Raw genomic sequence first — 19,997 nt, forward strand, 5'->3', positions numbered from 1 at the left:
AACCGATGACCGACAAGACGCAGCCAGCAGCACTCGACGTCCCTGTGGATAACTCGCAAGCCGCAACGGTTGTAGCGTATCTGCAGGAGCATCCGGATTTCTTCAGCCAGCGCGAAGAGCTGTTGCTGTCGCTGCGCATTCCGCATCAGCGTGGCGACACCATTTCGCTGGTGGAACGTCAACTGGAGCTGCTGCGCAGTCGCAATATCGAGATGCGTCATCGCTTGTCGCAACTGATGGACGTGGCCCGTGACAACGACCGTCTGTTCGAAAAAACCCGTCGCCTGAACCTGGCCCTGATGGACGCCACCAGCCTCGAAGAGCTGGTGATTGCCGTCGAAGACAGCCTGCGCCAGGACTTCCAGGTGCCCTTTGTCAGCCTGGTGCTGTTTGGTGACAACCCGATGCCGGTCGGCCGTTGGGTCAGCAGCGCCGATGCGCAACGGGCGCTGGGTGGCTTGTTGACTGAAGGCAAGACCGTCAGCGGCAGCTTGCGCGAGCACGAGCTGGACTTCCTGTTTGGCGAAGAGCAGCGCAAGCAAATCGGTTCCACGGCCGTGGTAGCCCTTAATCATCTGGGGTTGCACGGTGTACTGGCGATTGCCAGTCGCGATCCGCAGCACTATAAAAGCTCGGTGGGCACGCTGTTCCTCGGCTATATCGCCGAAGTGCTGGGCCGGGTGCTGCCGCGCTTTACCAACGCGCTGCGCTCGGTGCGCTAGATGGAACGGCAACTGGACGCTTACTGCATTCACCTGCGCAGTGAGCGCCAGGTGTCCCCCCATACGCTTGAGGCCTACCGCCGCGACCTGAACAAGGTGCTGGCGTTTTGCGCCAAGGAATCAATCCCCAGCTGGGCGGCACTGGATATCCAGCGCATGCGCCAACTGGTGTCGCGTCTGCATCAGCAAGGGCAGTCCTCGCGCAGTATTGCCCGTCTGCTGTCGGCGGTACGCGGGCTTTATCACTACCTCAATCGAGAAGGCCTGTGCGACCACGATCCGGCAAACGGCCTGGCCCCGCCAAAAGGCGAACGTCGCCTGCCCAAGACCCTGGATACCGATCGCGCCCTGCAATTGCTGGAGGGTGGTGTCGAGGACGATTTTCTGGCCCAACGCGATCAGGCCATTCTGGAGCTGTTTTACTCGTCGGGCCTGCGCTTGTCGGAGCTGACCGGGCTAAATCTGGAACAGCTGGATCTGGCTGACGGGCTGGTCGAAGTGCTCGGCAAAGGCAGCAAGACCCGCGTGCTGCCCGTCGGCAAGAAGGCCCGGGAGGCGCTTCAGGCCTGGCTGGCAGTGCGGTTGCTGGCCAACCCCAAGGACGACGCCGTATTCGTCAGCCAGCGTGGTACGCGCCTTGGGCCAAGGGCAATTCAAATGCGGGTCAAGGCTGCCGGTGAGCGTGAGCTGGGACAGAATCTGCACCCGCACATGCTGCGCCATTCATTTGCCAGCCATCTGCTGGAGTCCTCCCAGGACTTGCGTGCCGTGCAAGAGTTGCTCGGGCATGCGGACATCAAAACCACGCAAATTTATACTCATCTGGATTTCCAGCATCTGGCATCGGTCTACGACAGCGCCCATCCAAGGGCCAAACGCAGTAAGGACAGTGAATGACGATTGAGCTGATTACCTTCGACCTCGACGACACTCTGTGGGACACCGCCCCGGTGATCGTCAGCGCTGAAGCCGTGTTGCGTAACTGGCTGACGGATAACGCACCAAAATTGGGCGCTGTTGAGGCCGGGCATTTCCAGGCGATTCGCGAGCGGGTATTGAGCGAGGAGCCGCAGCTCAAGCACCGGATCAGTGCCCTGCGTCGGCGCATTCTGTTTCATGCGCTGCACGGTGCGGGTTACGCCAACGCTGCGTCTTTGGCCGATGATGCCTTTGAGGTGTTTATTGAGGCGCGTCACGCCCTGGACGTATTCCCCCAGGCCGAGCCGACCCTGATGGTGCTGGCACGGGATTACGCCCTGGGTGTGGTGACCAACGGTAACGCCGATGTGCGAAGAATAGGTTTGGGCCATCACTTCAAGTTTGTGTTGTGCGCTGAAGACATTGGCATTGCCAAACCGGACGCGCGCCTGTTTCACGAAGCGCTGGCGCGCGGTGGCGTGGCAGCAGGGGCGGCGGTGCATGTGGGCGATCACCCCGGTGACGATATTGCCGGAGCGCAATTGGCAGGCCTGCGTGCAGTGTGGTTCAACCCCGGCGGCAAGCACTGGGACGGGGACAAGGCTCCCGATGCGGAAATTGGCTGTTTGAGCGAGTTGCCGCTGGTGTTGAAACACTTGTAACTGTGGGAGCGGGCTTGCTCGCGATGCAGGCACCGCGGTCGCCAGACAAACCGGAATGTTGCAATCACGATAAGCCCGCGCCACAGGGATGTGAAGTTTTCCAACACCCACAAAAAAACCCGCAGCGACGGCGGGTTTTTTCTTCAAGCATGCAAGCGGTCCTTATCCTTAGATAGGACGGCTGCCGTACTTGTTGTCAGGCTTTTTGGGCGGGTCAGCCACCACATTGGCCTCAACTTCCTGCACCTTGCCGCCCTTGGACAAAAACTCTTCCATGGCGCGGGCCAGAGCATCACGCTCCTTGTTTTTGGCTTCTACGCTCGGCAGGTCATCAACCGACACAGCGGCCTTTGACTTGCCTTTGGCCGCAGGGGCCGGCGCATCATCGCCACCATCGTCGTCTGCAACATCCTCGGCGGCCGTTTCCAGGCCCTCTTCGGTATCGTCGTCTTCGCCTACTTCGAGGTCATCGTTTTCCAGATCGTCGTCGCTCATGTTCTACCCCATGACATACGTATAGCAGATTAGTTATAGACCAGCTGTGGCGACTGTCGACCACCGCTGGTGAAAAAGTAGCCTTGGGCAAACCGCGGCTTACGCCTCTTCATCGTTGTAAGGTGAAGAGGGTTTGGCGAATACCACCATCATTACGGCATCCGCCTGAATTAACACCTCGCCAGGCGCCCTGTGCCGAATGCTCCAGCACACGGATCACGGGCCTTGAAAGCGTCGGGAGATCATCCTCGCCTTCGTCGTACTCGAGCATTGTTTTCTGCCCTCGGCGCGCATTCTAGCGTGCTGAAGAAAAAAGCAAAGCGGCTAATAGTCGAGTTGTGTCGCAAGCACGGGTCGCATAAACAAGCGTAGAACTTCGCAACCCCAATAACCTGTAGGGGAAATCATTTCATAGCACCGAATATCGCCTTATTACCGGCAAAAAAAAACCCGGCACGCCGGGTTTTTTTATAGAGGGAACCTTACAGGTTGTAACCACGCTCGTTGTGCTGAGCCAGGTCGAGGCCCACAGCCTCTTCCTCTTCTGTCACGCGCAGCCCCATCACGGCATCCAGTACCTTGAGGATGATGAAGGTGACGATCGCGGTGTAGACCACAGTGAAGGCTACGCCCTTGAACTGGATCCAGACTTGCGCTGCGATGTCGGTCACGGTGCCGAAGCCGCCCAGTGCCGGGGCTGCAAACACGCCAGTGAGGATTGCACCGACGATACCGCCGATACCGTGCACACCGAACGCATCCAGCGAGTCATCGTAGCCCAGCTTGCGCTTGAGGCTGGTGGCGCAGAAGAAGCAGATCACGCCAGCCGACAAGCCGATCACCACCGAGCCCATCGGGCCTACGGTGCCGGCAGCCGGGGTGATTGCCACCAGGCCTGCTACCACGCCCGAGGCGATGCCCAGTGCGCTAGGTTTGCCATGGGTAATCCACTCGGCAAACATCCAGCCCAGGGCTGCGGCTGCGGTGGCGATCTGGGTCACCAGCATGGCCATGCCGGCAGTACCGTTGGCGGCCGCTGCAGAGCCTGCGTTGAAGCCGAACCAGCCGATCCACAGCATGGCAGCGCCCACCAGGGTGTAACCCAGGTTGTGTGGCGCCATCGGGGTGCTTGGGTAGCCTTTGCGCTTGCCGAGCACGATGCACGCTACCAGGCCGGCGATACCGGCGTTGATATGCACCACGGTACCGCCCGCAAAGTCGAGTACGCCCCAGTCCCACAGCAGGCCGCCGTTGCCGCTCCACACCATGTGCGCAATCGGTGCATACACCAGGGTGAACCACACGCCCATGAAGATCAGCATGGCGGAGAATTTCATGCGCTCTGCAAAGGCACCGACGATCAGCGCCGGGGTGATGATGGCGAAGGTCATCTGGAAGGTGATGAACACGGCTTCCGGGAACAGCGCGGTGGATGAGGTCAGGCTTTCAGGCGTTACACCCGCCAGGAATGCTTTGCCAAACCCGCCGATAAAGGAATTGAAGTTGGTGACGCCCTGCTCCATGCCCGTGGTGTCGAACGTGATGCTGTAGCCGTAAATGACCCACAGAATGCTGATCAGACCGGTAATGGCGAAGCACTGCATCATCACGGAAAGAATGTTTTTGGAGCGCACCATGCCGCCGTAGAACAGCGCCAGGCCGGGAATGGTCATAAACAGCACCAAGGCTGTAGCAGTCAGCATCCAGGCGGTGTCGCCGGAGTTGAGGACTGGAGCAGCCACTCCGTCTTCCGCCATGGCCAGGCCAGGCATTACGACGGACAACAGGGCTCCGAGCCCTGCGATTTTACGCAGAGTCATAGTGTTTTCTCCTGGGGCGTTGGGTTTGGCGGCTTAGATTGCGTCGGTATCGGTTTCGCCGGTACGGATGCGAATAGCCTGTTCCAGATTGACTACGAAAATCTTGCCGTCACCAATCTTGCCGGTGTTGGCAGCCTTGGTGATCGCCTCGATAACCCGATCAAGATCCTTGTCGTCAATGGCGACATCAATCTTCACCTTTGGCAGAAAATCGACCACATATTCCGCACCGCGATACAGCTCGGTATGGCCCTTCTGACGGCCGAAGCCTTTGACCTCAGTAACGGTAATGCCTTGTACGCCGATCTCAGACAGCGACTCGCGCACGTCATCCAACTTGAACGGCTTGATAATGGCGGTGACTAGCTTCATGAAACTTCTCCCGAATTGGTGGACTTGCCCCAGGAAAACAAACCCGGCTCAAGTCTAAGCGCAGTGTCTGGCTTTGTAACGCATCGTCAGCCTTCTTCAGGCTGTACAACGTGTGTAAATCGCTGGTGACGAAAACACTCCTTGAACCACCTGCCGCACTGCCTTCGTCACAGCTACTGCATCAGTGCATGAGTCATGTTGGTCTTAGCAGAAACCTTGCCATGTCTGGAAAAATCAATAATTACAGCGATTTAGAGGAAGTTGATGGCTTTTGGCCTGATTTCTCGGGGTATTTGTGCTCGAAGATGGTGCGAAGCTTGCGGGGGTGGTGCGCGAAAAATGTGCAGAAAGCCCCCGCCAATGGGGGCCTACACCCCGTGATACACTCGTCACCATCAGTTTTAAGGACCTTATCCATGCTCGCGCCCAAAGATTTTCTCGACGCCCTTGGCGGCCACGCCTCCCGCTTGTTCAGTGGCGAAACCGCGCTGCCGCGCAATGAAATCGAAAGCCAGTTCAAAGCCTTGCTGCAAAGCGGTTTCAGCAAGCTTGATCTGGTGAGCCGCGAAGAGTTCGACAGCCAGATGGTGGTTTTGGCGCGCACCCGTGCTCGCCTCGAAAGCCTGGAGGCCAAAGTGGCCGAAATGGAAGCAAGGCTGTTGCCGCCGAGCGAATAATGCTCAAAGGCGGTGCATTCGCCTGTATTAACAAGGATGTTTTTATATGCTGGTGATGAACCCGCTAGTGCCCGAGATGATCGTCTCGGACCTTTCGCGCAGTCTGCATTTTTACTGTGAAGTGCTCGGTTTCAAGATCGAGTACCAACGGCCCGAGCATCTTTTTGCGTTTCTGTCATTCCATGGCAGCCAGTTGATGCTGGAACAGGACGACCTCGAAGAGTCTTCCTGGCGGGTCGGCCCGCTGGAGCAGCCGTTCGGCCGGGGCATGAACCTGTCGATCAAATGCCCGGATGCCGATTGCCTGATCGAGCGCCTGCAAGCCGCTGGCCACACCCTGCGCAAACCCCTGGAAGAACGCTGGTACCGCAGCAATGAAGTGCTGTTTGGCGAGTGCAACTTTTTGGTGCTCGACCCCGATGGCTATTTGTTGCGCTTTGCCGAGGATCTGGGGACCCGAGCGCTGGAGCAGTGAGTCAGGCGCAGTGGTGAATGGGTTGCACCTGTTCGCGAATCGCTGCACCGCGGTCGATTTCTGCCGTGCGCAGGTCGTAAGTGGTTTGCAGGTTAAGCCAGAACTCCGGGGTGGTTGCCAGGCAAATTGACAGGCGCAGTGCCATATCGGCACTGACGCCACGGCGCTGCAGCACGATATCGTTGACCGTCGGCGCGGACACCCCCAGCGCCCTGGCCAAAGCAGCAGACGAGAGGCTCAGGGGCTCAAGGTATTCTTCCTTGAGAACTTCACCCGGGTGAACCGGGCGCATGCCATTTTTGATCATGATGACCTCATTGGTAATCAGCTATTTCTACTGCTTCAGGGCCATTGGCGCCCCAGACGAAGCAGATTCGCCATTGTGCGTTGATGCGGATGCTGTGCTGGCCCTTGCGTGTACCGCTGAGAGCCTCGAGCCGGTTGCCAGGTGGTGACGCTAGATCTGTCAGCACGCTTGCAGCGTCCAGCATGGTTAATTTTCGTTCAATGACATTGAGAATGTCTGACCATAAGCGCGTCTTGCCATTTCGATACAGACTTTCAGTTCTGTTGCATTTAAAACTTACAAGCATTATTAATGAATAACGTTATTGATTAATATTAGGGTCTTTTAATTTTTTCGCCACCGCACTTTGGCAGTTCATTGGCCGTGCTCCCATACCCGTTAACATCCCGTATCCATTCCATGCCTGCCCCTGGCTTGAGATTCGCGCACCATGGTTTTTTTGCGAACTCAAGGAATGAGTCATGGCTCTGGCGATTGTTTACAGCCGCGCCCAGGTGGGCGTCGAGGCGCCTGCCGTTACGGTCGAGGCGCATCTGGCCAATGGGTTGCCTGCGTTGACGCTGGTTGGTTTGCCCGAAACAGCGGTCAAGGAAAGTAAAGACCGGGTACGCAGCGCAATCATCAACTCCACCCTGGATTTCCCGGCCCGGCGTATCACCCTCAACCTCGCGCCCGCCGACCTGCCCAAGGACGGCGGGCGTTTTGATGTGGCCATTGCCCTGGGCATTTTGGCGGCCAGCGGGCAACTGCCGGCTGTGGCGCTGGAGCAGGTGGAGTGTTTGGGCGAACTGGCGCTATCGGGCGCAATCAGGCCAGTGCAGGGCATATTGCCTGCCGCCCTGGCAGCAAGGGCCGCAGGCCGGGCGCTGGTGGTACCGCAGGCCAATGCCGAAGAAGCCTGCCTGGCCTGCGGGCTGACAGTAATTGCGGCCGAGCACTTGTTGCAGTTGGTGGCCCATTTCGCAGGTCGGGAGGTGATATAGCCCTATATCCCCAGCGGCTTGCTGCATATCAGCAAACCCTATCCCGACCTGAGCGATGTCCAAGGGCAGCTTTCGGCCAAACGGGCATTGCTGGTCGCTGCTGCTGGCAGTCACAACCTGCTGTTTACCGGGCCGCCGGGCACGGGTAAAACCTTGCTGGCTAGCCGCCTGCCCGGCTTGTTGCCACCGCTCAATGAACAAGAGGCGCTGGAAGTGGCCGCCATTCAGTCAGTGGCCAGCCAAGTGCCATTGAACTGCTGGCCACAGCGACCGTTTCGCCAACCTCATCATTCGGCCTCGGGGCCGGCGCTGGTGGGCGGCGGCTCCAAACCGCGGCCCGGGGAAATAACCCTGGCCCATCACGGCGTATTGTTTCTGGATGAGCTTCCCGAGTTTGATCGCAAGGTTCTGGAAGTCTTGCGAGAGCCCATGGAAAGCGGCTTTATCGTGATTGCACGGGCGAAAGATCGCATGCGTTTTCCGGCGCGCTTCCAACTGGTTGCGGCGATGAATCCCTGCCCCTGTGGATATCTTGGCGAACCCACTGGCCGCTGCCGCTGTACACCGGAGCAAATCCAGCGCTATCGCAACAAACTTTCCGGCCCGTTGCTCGATCGCATCGACCTGCACCTGACCGTAGCCCGCGAGACCACCACTCTCAACCCGCCGCTTGCCTCAGGTGACACCACGGCCAACGCCGCCGGGCTTGTGGCTGCGGCGCGTGAGCGCCAACTGCAACGTCAGGGCTGCGCCAATGCCTTTCTCGATCTGCCGGGCGTGCGAACCCAATGCCGCTTGAGCGATATGGATAACAGCTGGCTGGAGGCGGCTTGCGAGCGCATGACCTTGTCACTGCGAGCGGCGCACCGACTGCTGAAAGTGGCAAGGACCCTGGCGGACCTGGAGCAGGTACACAATATAGAGCGCAAGCATCTCGCAGAGGCGTTGCAATATCGGCCATTCAGTGGCTGATTATGGCGGTCAGTGCAACTGCTCAACGGTTGGCAACACCATGGCGGCGACTTCCTGCTGCAAAAAGTCGCTGAGCCGACGCAAACGCTCGCCCCCGGGACGGGTCTTGGGCCAAACCAGATAGTAATTATCGCCGCTGGCCACGGCAGCAGGGAACGGCAGGCTCAGGCGCCCCTGGGCAACGTCTTCGGCCACCATCAACAAATCCCCCATGGAAATGCCGTAGCCCCGGGCGGCGGCAATCATGCCCAGCTCCAGGGTGTCGAAAACTTGCCCGCCCTTGAGTGACACTTGCCCGCCCAGGCCCATGCAGTCGAGCCAACGCCGCCAGTCGCGGCGGTCAGGCGTAGGGTGCAGCAGCTCAGTGCTCGCCAGGCGTGTGACGTCCCATGGCGCGTCGCCCTGAATGGCGGGCGCACCGACCGGGATCAGCATCTCCGGGAACAGCAGCGTGGCCTCCCAGTCAGGCGGAAAGTGGCCGTTGCTCAACAGCACAGCACAGTCGAATGGCTCGTGATTGAAATCCACGTGGTCAATGTCCATCCAGGCACTGGTCAGTTGCACCTCATTGCCGCTCTGCAAGTGGCGAAAGCGGCTCAGGCGGGCCAATAACCAGCGCATGGTCAGGGTCGAGGGGGCTTTCATGCGCAAGATGTCATCTTCGGCGCGCAAGGTCGTACAGGCGCGCTCCAGGGCGGCAAAGCCTTCGCGCACTCCCGGCAGCAGCAAACGCGCGGCTTCGGTGAGTTGCAGGCTGCGCCCGCTGCGCTGAAATAACCGGCAGGCGAAATGCGCTTCCAGGGTTTTGATATGGCGACTGACAGCGCTCTGGGTAATGGACAACTCTTCGCCCGCCCGGGTGAATGAACTATGGCGAGCTGCAGCCTCAAAGGCGCGCAAGGCGTAAAGCGGAGGAAGGCTACGAGCCATTACTCATATTCCTATAGTTCAAAAAGGTGATGGCACAGAAGGCAAGTTCAACCATGAGTTTAAGTCATGCCAATGATCGTTTTTATCCCTTTGCTTAAAACACTCAACGCGCCGAGAATCAAGCCTTTCAACGCACCTATAGAAATTTCTACAATGACCAAACAGCATCCTGCACGTATCGAACTCTCGGCCATTATGAGGTTGGCCGGGCCGCTGATCGCTTCGCAGCTGGCTCACATGCTGATGGTACTCACCGATACCCTGATGATGGCGCGCTTGAGCCCGGAGGCTCTGGCTGGCGGGAGCCTGGGAGCGGCCAGCTACTCATTCGTGTCGATTTTCTGCATTGGCGTCATCGCTGCCGTGGGCACGCTGGTGTCGATTCGCCAAGGTGCAGGGGATATCGAAGGGGCGACCCGCCTGACTCAGGCCGGGTTGTGGCTCGCCTGGGCACTGGCGTTGGGCGGCGCGGTAATGCTGTGGAATATCAAACCGCTGTTGTTGCTGTTTGGCCAGACGCCCACCAACGTTGAGGCGGCTGGCCAGTTTCTGCTGCTGCTACCGTTTGCCCTGCCCGGCTATATGACTTTTATGGCCCTGCGCGGCTTTACCAGTGCAATGGGCCGGGCCACACCGGTGATGGTGATCAGCCTGATCGGTACCGTGGCCAACTTTGTGCTCAATTACGCGCTGATTACCGGCATGTTCGGCCTGCCAAAACTGGGCTTGATGGGTATCGGCCTGGTCACGGCGATTGTGGCGACCTGCATGGCGCTGGGGTTGGCCTGGCATATCCATCGGCATCCGGCCTACAACGCGTACCCAATCAGCAAGGGTCTGTCGCGGATCAATCTGACTTATCTGCGGGAACTGTGGCGGCTCGGCCTGCCGATTGGCGGGACCTATGCCGTGGAAGTCGGTTTGTTTGCCTTCGCAGCACTGTGCATGGGCACCATGGGCAGCACACAGCTGGCAGCGCACCAGATCGCACTGCAAATCGTATCGGTGGCATTTATGGTACCTGCAGGCATGTCGTATGCGATCACCATGCGTATTGGCCAGCACTATGGTGGTGGTGACTTGCAGCGGGCGCGGCTGGCAGGACGGGTCGGTATCGGTTTTGGTGCATGTGTGATGCTCGGGTTTTCCGTGGTGTTCTGGTTTTGGCCAAGGGATCTGGTGGGGTTGTTCCTCGATTACAACGACCCTGCATTCCGTCCGGTATTTGAGCTGGCCGTCAGCCTGCTGGCGGTAGCGGCATGGTTTGAGCTGTTTGATGGCGCACAAACCATCGCCATGGGCGCGATTCGCGGGCTCAAGGATGCCAAGACCACCTTTCTGGTGGGGCTGTTCTGCTATTGGGTGATTGGCGCGCCAATGGCCTGGATGCTGGCCTTTACCTTCGGTTGGGGCCCGGCAGGTGTCTGGTGGGGGCTGGCGACGGGCCTGGCCTGTGCAGCGATCAGCTTGACCCTGGCGTTCGAGTGGAAGGTACGGCGCATGCTCAAGCTGGAGCGCAAGGCGGCGAAAATGGCGGGCGTAGCTGTGTAGCAGCTGCCGAAGGAACGAGGCTGCTACGGAAGTTTTTCTTAAGCCCTAGAGCGCAATTGGCACCTGCTGCCCGGCCCCAAACGTCAAATACTCCACCAGTTCGGCCAGCGGCAGCGGCTTGCTGATGAAGTAGCCCTGCACCTGATCGCAGCCAAAATCACGCAAAAGAGCAAGCTGTTCGGGAGTTTCGACGCCTTCGGCAACCACTTCCAGTTTCAGGTTGTGGGCCAGGTTGATCATGGCGTGGACCAGTTTGCGGTTCTCTTCGCGGCTTTCCATGCCGCCCACAAAGCTTTTGTCGATCTTGAGCAGCGTAATCGGCAGGCTATTGAGGTGCACAAACGATGAAAAACCCGTACCGAAATCATCCAGCGAAAAACGCACACCCAGTCGGCCCAGGGCATCCATGGTCTGTTTGACCAGATCACTGCGCCGCATCACGGCCGTTTCGGTCAGCTCGAACTCCAGCCACTGTGCTTCTACGCCGCGTTCGCTGATCAGGCGGCTGAGGGTCGAAAGCAACTGGCTGTCCTGAAACTGGCGAAACGACAGGTTGACCGCCATGTGCAGCGGCTCAAGCCCGCGTTCGCGCAACGCCTGCATATCCCGCAGGGCACGGGAGATAACCCAGTACCCCAGCGGCACAATCAGCCCGCTTTGCTCGGCCAAAGGCACGAACTCACTCGGAGCCAACAGGCCACGCTCGGCATGGCGCCAGCGCACCAGCGCTTCCAGCCCGACGATCTGCCCCGTGCCAAGATCCAGGCGCGGCTGGTAATGCAGTTCCAGTTCGTCACGGCGCAACGCCCGGCGCAACTCGCTTTCGAGGTCGGCCAGGCTGCGGGCATTGCGATTGATACGCTCGTTGAATACGTGGAAGGTACAGCCCTGGGTGCTTTTGGCCTGTTGCATGGCAATGTGCGCGTGCCACATCAACGGGTCGGCCCCGGCGTTGGCGCGGGCATGGGCAATACCCAGGCTGCAGCCGATCAACAGGCTTTCGCCGTCGACCCAGTAGGGCTCGGCCATCACCTCGGTAATGCGCTCGGCCATCCATTCGGCACGCTCGGGCGCGCGATGGGTATTGATCAACAGGGCGAATTCATCACTGCCAAGACGGGCCAGTTGGTCACCCGCTTCAAGCTGGCTTTTGAGGCGCGCCACTACTTGCAGGATCAGGCGGTCGCCAGCCTGATGGTCCAATGCATCGTTGGCGTGACGAAAGTTGTCCAGGTCCAGATGGCCCAAGGCAATGCCACGGCCGTCACTTTCGGCCAGACGCACGGCCAGCAGGGTCTGGAAGCCTTGCCTGTTGGCAATGCCGGTCAGTGGATCCTCTTCGGCGAGGCGCTGCAAGGTGTGTTCCAGCAGGCCGCGTTCACGCACATGGCGCAGACAGCGGCGCAGTACATCGCCCGTCAGGCTGGCGCCGACCAGCCAGTCGCTGACGCCCGCTGGAGCGCTATCAGGCTCGCTGTCGAGCAGCAAAACCGTGGGCAGGCGGCAGCGGCCCGCTGGGGGCTGCAGGGCCGGGGTCGTCAGGAGCAGCGCATTGCGATCGTTTTCGAACAGATGGCTGACAGACTCCCAGCTCGGCGCGCATATCAGGACGGCCGCACTTCCCATTGGCGCCAGACACTCGCGCAACAACGCTGCCCAAGATGGCTCTTCGGCCAATAGCAGCAAACGCAAGGGTTCGACAGGCGTAGACAAGCTAGCTCCCTAGACTCTGCAAAAATTCGGGCAGTGGGCATTATGACGTGCCGGCAACCAATGGCAATGACACTGGTTATCAAATACTTATTTGCTGCATTAACCCTACGGTAGCTGGAAATACTCTTTACATCCTGTGCGAAAGTAACAAAAGCAGTAAATTTAAAGGATGTGGCATGTCACACCGTCGCACAGAGGCAGCAATATTTGCTCAGCCTGTTAAAATGCCCGCCCTTTTTACAAACGACCCCTGATCTCGTCATGTCCCGACTCAATCCCCGGCAGCAAGAAGCCGTGAGCTACGTCGGCGGCCCTCTATTGGTGCTCGCCGGCGCAGGCTCCGGCAAAACCAGCGTGATTACCCGCAAAATCGCGCACCTGATCCAGAACTGTGGCATCCGTGCCCAATACATCGTCGCCATGACCTTTACCAACAAAGCCGCCCGCGAGATGAAAGAGCGTGTCGGCACCCTGCTTAAAAAGGGTGAAGGCCGCGGCTTGACGGTGTGCACGTTCCACAACCTGGGCCTCAACATCATCCGCAAGGAGCACGCGCGGCTGGGCTATAAGCCCGGCTTCTCGATCTTTGACGAGGCTGACGTCAAGGCGCTGATGGCCGACATCATGCAAAAGGAATATTCGGGCGACGACGGGGTCGACGAAATCAAGAACATGATCGGCTCGTGGAAAAACGACCTGATCCTGCCGCCCCAGGCTCTGGAAAACGCGCGCAACCCCAAGGAGCAGACCGCAGCCATCGTCTACACCCACTACCAGCGCACGCTCAAGGCCTACAACGCGGTGGACTTTGACGACCTGATCCTGCTGCCGGTCAAGCTGTTCGAAGAACATGCCGACATTCTGGAAAAGTGGCAGAACAAGGTGCGTTACCTGCTGGTGGACGAATATCAGGACACCAACGCCAGTCAGTATCTGCTGGTTAAATACCTGATCGGCAAGCGCAACCAGTTCACCGTGGTAGGTGACGACGACCAGTCGATCTACGCCTGGCGCGGCGCTCGCCCGGAAAACCTGATGCTGCTCAAGGATGATTACCCGTCCTTGAAAGTGGTGATGCTGGAGCAAAACTACCGCTCCACCAGCCGTATTCTGCGCTGCGCCAATATCCTGATTGCCAACAACCCGCACGAGTTTGAAAAGCAGTTGTGGAGCGAGATGGGCCACGGCGACGAAGTGCGGGTGATCCGCTGCCGCAACGAAGACGCCGAAGCCGAGCGAGTGGCCGTCGAAATCCTCACCCTGCACCTGCGCACCGATCGACCGTACAGCGACTTCGCGATCCTGTACCGCGGGAACTATCAAGCCAAACTGATCGAATTGAAGCTGCAGCACCATCAGATCCCGTACCGTTTGTCGGGCGGCAACAGCTTCTTCGGACGTCAGGAAGTTAAAGACCTGATGGCTTACTTCCGCCTGATCGTAAACCCGGATGACGATAACGCCTTCCTGCGCGTAATCAACGTCCCGCGTCGCGAGATCGGTTCGACTACCCTGGAAAAGCTGGGTAACTACGCGACCGAGAGAAAAATCTCGATGTATGCCGCCACCGATGAAATCGGCCTGGGCGAACATCTGGACGCACGCTTCACTGACCGCCTGGTACGTTTCAAGCGCTTTATGGACCGTGTACGTGAGCATTGCTCGGGCGAAGACCCGATTGCAGCGCTGCGCAGCATGATCATGGACATCGACTACGAAAACTGGCTGCGCACCAACAGCTCCAGCGACAAGGCGGCGGACTACCGCATGTCCAATGTCTGGTTTTTGGTCGAGGCGTTGAAAAACACCCTCGAAAAAGACGAAGACGGCGCCATGACCATCGAGGAAGCCATCGGCAAACTGGTGCTGCGCGACATGCTCGAGCGCCAGCAGGAAGAGGAAGACGGTGCCGAAGGCGTGCAGATGATGACCTTGCACGCCTCCAAGGGTCTGGAATTTCCCTACGTGTTCATCATGGGCATGGAAGAAGAAATCCTCCCGCACCGCTCCAGCATTGAAGCAGACACCATTGAAGAAGAACGGCGCCTGGCCTATGTGGGCATTACCCGTGCCCGTGAGACGCTGGCATTCACCTTTGCCGCCAAGCGTAAACAGTACGGCGAGATCATTGACTGTGCGCCGAGCCGTTTCCTCGATGAGTTACCCCCGGACGATCTGGCCTGGGAAGGCAACGATGACACCCCCACCGAAGTTAAAGCGGTTCGCGGCAATACAGCACTGGCTGATATACGCGCGATGCTAAAACGCTAAAATCGACTATTTTTTACTCTACCTTCAGCGCAAAAGCGCTATTTGAGGACGTTACGTTGGAAGCACTGCACAAGAAAATTCGCGAAGAAGGCATCGTGCTTTCCGATCAGGTTTTGAAAGTCGACGCCTTTTTGAACCATCAGATCGATCCTCAGCTGATGAAGGAAATCGGCGACGAGTTCGCGCGTTTGTTCAAGGATTCGGGCATCACCAAGATCGTCACTATCGAAGCATCGGGTATCGCCCCTGCTGTGATGACTGGCTTGAACTTGGGTGTACCTGTGATTTTTGCGCGTAAGCACCAGTCCCTGACCCTGACTGAAAACCTGCTGTCGGCCACGGTGTATTCGTTCACCAAGCAGACTGAAAGCACCGTTGCGATTTCCCCGCGCCACCTGCAAAGCAGCGACCGCGTGCTGGTGATCGACGACTTCCTGGCCAATGGCAAGGCCTCGCAAGCGCTGATTTCGATCATCAAGCAAGCTGGCGCCACCGTGGCCGGTCTGGGCATCGTGATCGAGAAGTCGTTCCAGGGCGGCCGTGCCGAGCTGGATGCACAGGGCTACCGCGTTGAATCCCTGGCCCGGGTCAAATCCCTGGCGGGCGGTAAAGTGACCTTTATCGAGTAACCCTTTCAGTCCGTAGCAGCTGCCGAGGCACGAAGGCTGCGCCGCCGAACGCAGCCTGGCGGCAGCTGCTACGAAAGGCGCGTCAATTGCTTTTCGCGGTTGCCTGCAGCCCTGCCAGCAGCAAACGCTGGTACAGCTCATCGCGCAACCCGTCGGGTTGTGCGAGCTGCATGCGCTCCAGGTGTTCGGGGAATGCCTGGGGCGAAGGCGCGTCCAGCGTAGCCTTGCCCAGTTGGTACATCTGCGTGAGCTTGAATTTGCTTTTAAGCCAGTTCAACGCTCGCAGCAGGTCTTGCTCCTGCGCGCTGAAATCACTGCCCAGCGGGTATTCCGGGAACAAATGCGGGTGCCGATCGGCGATCTCCTGCAAACGCTGCGGGCTGTTGTCGGCAAAACGTGGATCAAGGCGAAAGTCCTTGGGCAGCTTGCCCATCAGTTGTGCCTGGGTGGTCAGTTCGGTCTGGAAGCGCGAGTCGGTGATGTTGAGCAGCGCCTCGATGACTTTGCTGTCGGTTTTGCCGCGCAAATCAGCAATCCCGTATTCGGTGACCACAATGTCGCGCAAATGCCGCGGGATGGTGCAGTGACCGTATTCCCAGACAATATTGGAACTTACGTCACCGCCCGACTCTCGCCAGCTGCGCAACATGATCACCGAGCGTGCGTCATGCAGGGCATGGCCCTGGGCAACAAAGTTGTATTGCCCGCCGACCCCGCTCAGCACCCGGCCGTCTTCGAGCTGATCAGCCACGGCGGCACCGAGCAAGGTCACGGTGAATGCGCTGTTGACGAAGCGCGCATCACGCCGTTGCAGGCGTTTCAACTCTTCCTGGCCGTATAATTCGTTGATATAGCTGATGGCGGTCATATTGAATTCAAGGCGCTTGCTGTGGGGCAACTCCCTTAGCCGCTGGTAAAAATCGCGGGGGCCGAGGATAAAACCGCCGTGGATGCTGACCCCGTCACCCTGCAAGCTTTCATCCAGGGTGCCCGCATTGGCCTGGGCTTGCCTGTCGGCATCGGGGTAGACCTTGCGTCGCACAATCCCGGCATCGGCCAGCACCATCAGGCCGTGGACAAACATCTCGCTGCAACCATACAGGCCCCGGGCAAATGGCTCGACGCCACCTTGTTGCTCGATCAGCGTGCGCCACTGGGTGATATCGATAGCGTCGAGCAGGTCGCGGTAGCCCTCGTTATCACCCTGGCGTGCGAGCAGGGCTGCACTCAGGGCATCACCCATCGAGCCAATGCCGATCTGCAGGGTGCCGCCGTCGCGTATCAGGGTGCTGGCATGCAGGCCGATCATATGGTCTTGCAGATTGACCGGCATGCTGGGCGTTGAAAACAACGTAGTGTGCTCATCTTCGTCAATCAACAGATCAAAATCGTCGATACTCAGCTCCGAGTCGCCGGGCATATAAGGCAGGTCACCATGTACCTGGCCCAGTATCAGAATGGTCTCCCCCGCCGCACGCCGCTTGGCAATCATGGGCAACAAATCGAGGGTGATATCCGGGTTGCAGCTCAAGCTCAGACGCGCTGCATCCTCGGGGTGTCGAGCAACCAGTTGGGCCACCAGGTTCAGGCCGCTGGCATTGATGTCGCGGGCCGCGTGACTGTAATTGCTGCTGACGTAATCCTGCTGGGCAGGCGGGCTGTTGAGCAAACTGCCCGGCTGCAAAAAGAACTGCTCGACGTGGATGTTGGTGGGCATGCTGTTGTGAAGCAGGTCGGCCAGGTAATCCAGCTCAATGTAATCGCCAAATACCCGCTCGACAAAAGGCTCCAGAAACAACCGTTGCAGTCCGTCCCCAAGTGGGGGGCGGCCCAGACTCAAAGCGGTATAGATCGTCAGTTGGCGTTCGGGCAGCTGCCTGATCCGCTGATACAGCGCATTGACGAAGCGGTTGGCCTTGCCCAGGCCCAGCGGCAGGCCAAGGTGAATATGCATCGGTAATCGCGCCAGCACATCATCGACTGCGCGCTCGATCGAACAGGACTGCACCATCTGATCCTCCTTATCCAGTCTTGAATATAGACGTGATAGCGCAGAGGACGCGGACGAGCTCAAATTTCGGGCACAAAAAAGCCGCCCATCAGCGGCTTTTTCAGAGAAGGTCGGGTTATTTCAAACCGGACATTTTCTCGATGGCGCCTTTTAGCTCTTCATCGGTACAGGTCATGCAAGTGCCTTTTGGCGGCATGGCGTTGATACCGGTGATGGCTTTGGCCAGGATGCCATCAAGGCCGCCCTGATGATCGGCGCGCTCTTTCCAGGCCGCGGTGTCACCGATTTTCGGTGCGCCCAACAAGCCGGTGCCGTGGCAAGCACTGCAGTGCTTGGCAATGATGTCGTCGGGGGTCATGCCACCGCCGCCGCCCACCGAGGCTGCTACGTCCATCCCTTTGCATTCTTGCCCTTGAACACAGACCTTACCCACTGGCTCAAGACGTTTTGCGATGTCATCGTTCGTTGCTGCCTGAGCGTTGACTGCCCATAGGGCCACTACTGCTGCTGGTACGGCCAGCATTTTCATAATTAGGTTCACGCGTTCACCCTCAATGGTGGCTATTCACGCCCACAACCACGGTTTCGCGGGCGGCGAAAGTATAACGGTTAGCCCGCCTCTCTGAAACAACCCTAAAGACAAAGGGGGAATAGAGCTGGCGAAATGCATCTACGGGTGCCTCTGCAAGCAGACAGGGCGCCTCTGTTCTTAGAAATTCGCCGGGGTGGCTGCGCTGATTAGTCGCGCCGCGACGTCGAACGGATTACGAAAGCGGTGTGGTTTGGAGCTTTCGAAATAATAGCTGTCACCGGCTTCCAGCACGAAGGTCTCAAGACCCACGGTTAACTCTAGGCGACCTTCCACCAAAATCCCGGTTTCTTCGCCTTCATGAGTCAGCATTTCGTCCCCGGTATCGGCACCCGGTGGATAAATCTCGTTGAGAAAGGCAATGGCCCGGCTCGGATGTGCCTTGCCCACCAGTTTCATGGTCACCGCACCGTCGGAAATGTCGATCAGCTCATTGGCTTTGTAGACAATTTGAGTTGGGTTTTCTTGAAGGATTTCTTCGGAAAAAAACTCGACCATGGACATGGGGATGCCACTCAGCACTTTTCGCAGGGAGCTTATGGACGGGCTCACGCTGTTCTTTTCGATCATCGAAATGGTGCTGTTGGTGACGCCCGCGCGCTTGGCGAGTTCACGCTGCGACAGGCCTTTGAGTTTGCGGATGGATTGCAGTCGTTCACCGACGTCCAATGCGGGAGCCTCCTGGGGGTCAGATTCGGGTCGAGAAGCCGCCATCATGGCGATAGCGTTCAGTATTTACAACACTTCGACTTCAAACCCGGACGCCCATTCGCCCCCGCATATTGGATACAACCCATCAGTTACCGGAATAGAGCCGTGGAACGCGTTTGAGGTTGCAGAAAATCTGGTAAGGAATGGTATCTGCTGCAGTGGCCACTTCGCTGGCGAGAATGTTTTTACCCCACAACTCGACCGTCGAACCCAGGCCCGCTTGCGGCACATCGGTGAGGTCGATGCACAGCATGTCCATCGACACACGACCCAGCAACTGGCTGCGCACACCGTCCACAAATACGGGGGTACCGGTGGGTGCCTGGCGCGGGTAGCCGTCGGCATAACCCATGGCCACCACGCCGATTCGCATGGGTTTTGGGGTGATGAACCTGGCACCATAGCCCACTGGCTCACCGGCGGGCAGTTCGCGCACGCAGATCACTTTGGACTCCAGGGTCATCACCGGTTGCAAGCGAGAGGCAGTGGCCTGTGGCTCGTCAAATGGCGAGCTGCCATACAACATCAAGCCCGGGCGTACCCAGTCACTTGGCACGCGTGGCCAGCCGAGTACGGCCGGCGAGTTGCGCAAACTGATTTCTGCCGTCAAATCGGCGCGAGCGCCGAGGAACACAGCAACCTGCTCTACGCTTCGGGTGCAATCGAGCTCATCGGCGCGGGCAAAATGGCTCATCAGCACGATTTTCGCCACATTGGCACTGGCCTGCAGACGCTGGTAAGCGGCCTTGTAATCGTTGGGGTGCAAGCCAACGCGGTGCATGCCACTGTCCAGTTTCAGCCACACATGGATGGGTTTGGCGAGTCGGGCCTGCTCGATGGCATCAAGCTGCCACAGCGAATGCACCACACACCAAAAGTCATGTTCGACGATCAGTGGCAGTTCATCCGCTTCAAAAAAACCTTCCAGCAGCAGGATTGGCGCGCGAATACCGGCGGCGCGCAGTTCCAGTGCTTCTTCAATACAGGCCACGGCAAAACCGTCAGCCTCGGCCTCAAGAGCCTGGGCGCAGCGCACGGCACCGTGGCCGTAGGCATCGGCCTTGATCACAGCAAGGGCCTTGGCCCCCGTGACTTCACGGGCCAGTTGGTAATTGTGACGCAGGGCTTGGAGGTCGATCAGGGCACGGGCTGGGCGCATGGCGGCGGGCTTCTAACGGCAAAAGAATAA

General features: G+C 58.7%; 19 protein-coding genes and 1 pseudogene. 9 read left to right on the forward strand and 11 right to left on the reverse strand.

The window, feature by feature from the left end:
- Nucleotides 1-5 precede the first annotated feature (5 nt).
- From QN377_RS02215 to QN377_RS02225, 3 genes are read left to right on the forward strand one after another with little or no spacing between them, the layout of a single operon-like run.
- Entirely contained in the window at nt 6-722 is a 717-nt protein-coding gene (locus QN377_RS02215) for a DUF484 family protein (RefSeq protein ID WP_095017855.1), read from the forward strand.
- Nucleotides 723-1,619 (forward strand): tyrosine recombinase XerC, encoded by an 897-nt coding sequence (gene xerC / locus QN377_RS02220; RefSeq protein ID WP_094999747.1) that lies wholly within the window; start codon nt 723-725, stop codon nt 1,617-1,619.
- Entirely contained in the window at nt 1,616-2,302 is a 687-nt protein-coding gene (locus QN377_RS02225) for an HAD family hydrolase (RefSeq protein ID WP_094999746.1), read from the forward strand. Before xerC ends, QN377_RS02225 begins: the two co-directional genes overlap by 4 nt.
- A 168-nt stretch (nt 2,303-2,470) precedes the next feature.
- Here QN377_RS02225 and sutA read toward each other — a convergent pair whose 3' ends face one another.
- The 3 genes from sutA to glnK all read right to left on the reverse strand — a co-directional run bounded on the left by sutA (nt 2,471) and on the right by glnK (nt 4,989).
- Nucleotides 2,471-2,797 (reverse strand): transcriptional regulator SutA, encoded by a 327-nt coding sequence (sutA, locus tag QN377_RS02230; protein WP_094999745.1) that lies wholly within the window; start codon nt 2,795-2,797, stop codon nt 2,471-2,473.
- Nucleotides 2,798-3,279: 482 nt separating this feature from the next.
- The gene (locus QN377_RS02235; protein ID WP_322213847.1) at nt 3,280-4,617 is read right to left on the reverse strand and encodes an ammonium transporter; all 1,338 of its coding nucleotides are present in this window, start codon (nt 4,615-4,617) and stop codon (nt 3,280-3,282) included.
- Between the two features lie 33 nt (nt 4,618-4,650).
- A complete protein-coding gene (glnK, locus tag QN377_RS02240) occupies nt 4,651-4,989 on the reverse strand; it encodes a P-II family nitrogen regulator (RefSeq protein WP_002555808.1) in 339 nt (112 codons plus the stop codon).
- A gap of 416 nt (nt 4,990-5,405) precedes the next feature.
- Here glnK and QN377_RS02245 point away from each other — a divergent pair, with 416 nt between their 5' ends.
- Nucleotides 5,406-5,666, forward strand: a complete 261-nt coding sequence (locus QN377_RS02245; protein WP_094999743.1) for an accessory factor UbiK family protein — start codon at nt 5,406-5,408, stop codon at nt 5,664-5,666.
- 46 nt (nt 5,667-5,712) lie between these two features.
- A complete protein-coding gene (locus tag QN377_RS02250; RefSeq protein WP_095017856.1) occupies nt 5,713-6,141 on the forward strand; it encodes a bleomycin resistance protein in 429 nt (142 codons plus the stop codon).
- 1 nt (nt 6,142) lies between these two features.
- Here the strand turns inward: QN377_RS02250 and QN377_RS02255 are convergent, their stop codons facing one another.
- Together QN377_RS02255 and QN377_RS02260 are read right to left on the reverse strand one after the other, a co-directional pair.
- The gene (locus tag QN377_RS02255; RefSeq protein ID WP_094999741.1) at nt 6,143-6,448 is read right to left on the reverse strand and encodes a HigA family addiction module antitoxin; all 306 of its coding nucleotides are present in this window, start codon (nt 6,446-6,448) and stop codon (nt 6,143-6,145) included.
- Nucleotides 6,449-6,455: 7 nt separating this feature from the next.
- The gene (locus QN377_RS02260; RefSeq protein ID WP_095017857.1) at nt 6,456-6,734 is read right to left on the reverse strand and encodes a type II toxin-antitoxin system RelE/ParE family toxin; all 279 of its coding nucleotides are present in this window, start codon (nt 6,732-6,734) and stop codon (nt 6,456-6,458) included.
- Between the two features lie 175 nt (nt 6,735-6,909).
- On the opposite strand from QN377_RS02260, the pseudogene QN377_RS02265 reads away from it, so the two are divergent.
- Nucleotides 6,910-8,403, forward strand: a pseudogene (locus tag QN377_RS02265) (YifB family Mg chelatase-like AAA ATPase).
- 9 nt (nt 8,404-8,412) lie between these two features.
- On the opposite strand, the gene QN377_RS02270 reads toward QN377_RS02265, so the two are convergent.
- On the reverse strand, nt 8,413-9,333 hold the full coding sequence (locus QN377_RS02270; RefSeq protein WP_094999739.1) for a LysR substrate-binding domain-containing protein: 921 nt from the start codon (nt 9,331-9,333) through the stop codon (nt 8,413-8,415).
- 153 nt (nt 9,334-9,486) lie between these two features.
- On the opposite strand from QN377_RS02270, the gene QN377_RS02275 reads away from it, so the two are divergent.
- Complete coding sequence (locus tag QN377_RS02275; protein WP_095017862.1) at nt 9,487-10,884, forward strand: NorM family multidrug efflux MATE transporter; 1,398 nt, start codon at nt 9,487-9,489, stop codon at nt 10,882-10,884.
- A gap of 45 nt (nt 10,885-10,929) precedes the next feature.
- Here the strand turns inward: QN377_RS02275 and QN377_RS02280 are convergent, their stop codons facing one another.
- Nucleotides 10,930-12,597 carry a bifunctional diguanylate cyclase/phosphodiesterase gene (locus QN377_RS02280; RefSeq protein WP_322213848.1) on the reverse strand — a complete coding sequence of 556 codons (1,668 nt, stop codon included), beginning with the start codon at nt 12,595-12,597 and terminating at the stop codon, nt 10,930-10,932.
- A gap of 261 nt (nt 12,598-12,858) precedes the next feature.
- Between QN377_RS02280 and rep the strand changes: the two genes are divergently transcribed.
- Nucleotides 12,859-14,868, forward strand: coding sequence for a DNA helicase Rep (gene rep / locus QN377_RS02285; protein WP_016782673.1), 2,010 nt, complete (start codon nt 12,859-12,861; stop codon nt 14,866-14,868).
- Nucleotides 14,869-14,924: 56 nt separating this feature from the next.
- Complete coding sequence (locus QN377_RS02290; protein WP_016782674.1) at nt 14,925-15,497, forward strand: xanthine phosphoribosyltransferase; 573 nt, start codon at nt 14,925-14,927, stop codon at nt 15,495-15,497.
- Between the two features lie 82 nt (nt 15,498-15,579).
- Here the strand turns inward: QN377_RS02290 and QN377_RS02295 are convergent, their stop codons facing one another.
- The 4 genes from QN377_RS02295 to alr form a co-directional block, all read right to left on the reverse strand.
- Nucleotides 15,580-17,508 (reverse strand): acetyl-CoA hydrolase/transferase C-terminal domain-containing protein, encoded by a 1,929-nt coding sequence (locus QN377_RS02295; RefSeq protein ID WP_094999736.1) that lies wholly within the window; start codon nt 17,506-17,508, stop codon nt 15,580-15,582.
- Between the two features lie 115 nt (nt 17,509-17,623).
- Complete coding sequence (locus QN377_RS02300) at nt 17,624-18,037, reverse strand: c-type cytochrome (protein WP_094999735.1); 414 nt, start codon at nt 18,035-18,037, stop codon at nt 17,624-17,626.
- A 180-nt stretch (nt 18,038-18,217) separates the two neighbouring features.
- Entirely contained in the window at nt 18,218-18,766 is a 549-nt protein-coding gene (locus QN377_RS02305; RefSeq protein ID WP_016782677.1) for a cupin domain-containing protein, read from the reverse strand.
- 127 nt (nt 18,767-18,893) lie between these two features.
- Entirely contained in the window at nt 18,894-19,967 is a 1,074-nt protein-coding gene (gene alr, locus QN377_RS02310) for an alanine racemase (protein WP_094999734.1), read from the reverse strand.
- Nucleotides 19,968-19,997 lie beyond the last annotated feature (30 nt).

Source organism: Pseudomonas sp. CCC4.1 (assembly GCF_035019225.1).
In the GTDB taxonomy this organism is placed as follows: domain Bacteria; phylum Pseudomonadota; class Gammaproteobacteria; order Pseudomonadales; family Pseudomonadaceae; genus Aquipseudomonas; species Aquipseudomonas bubulae.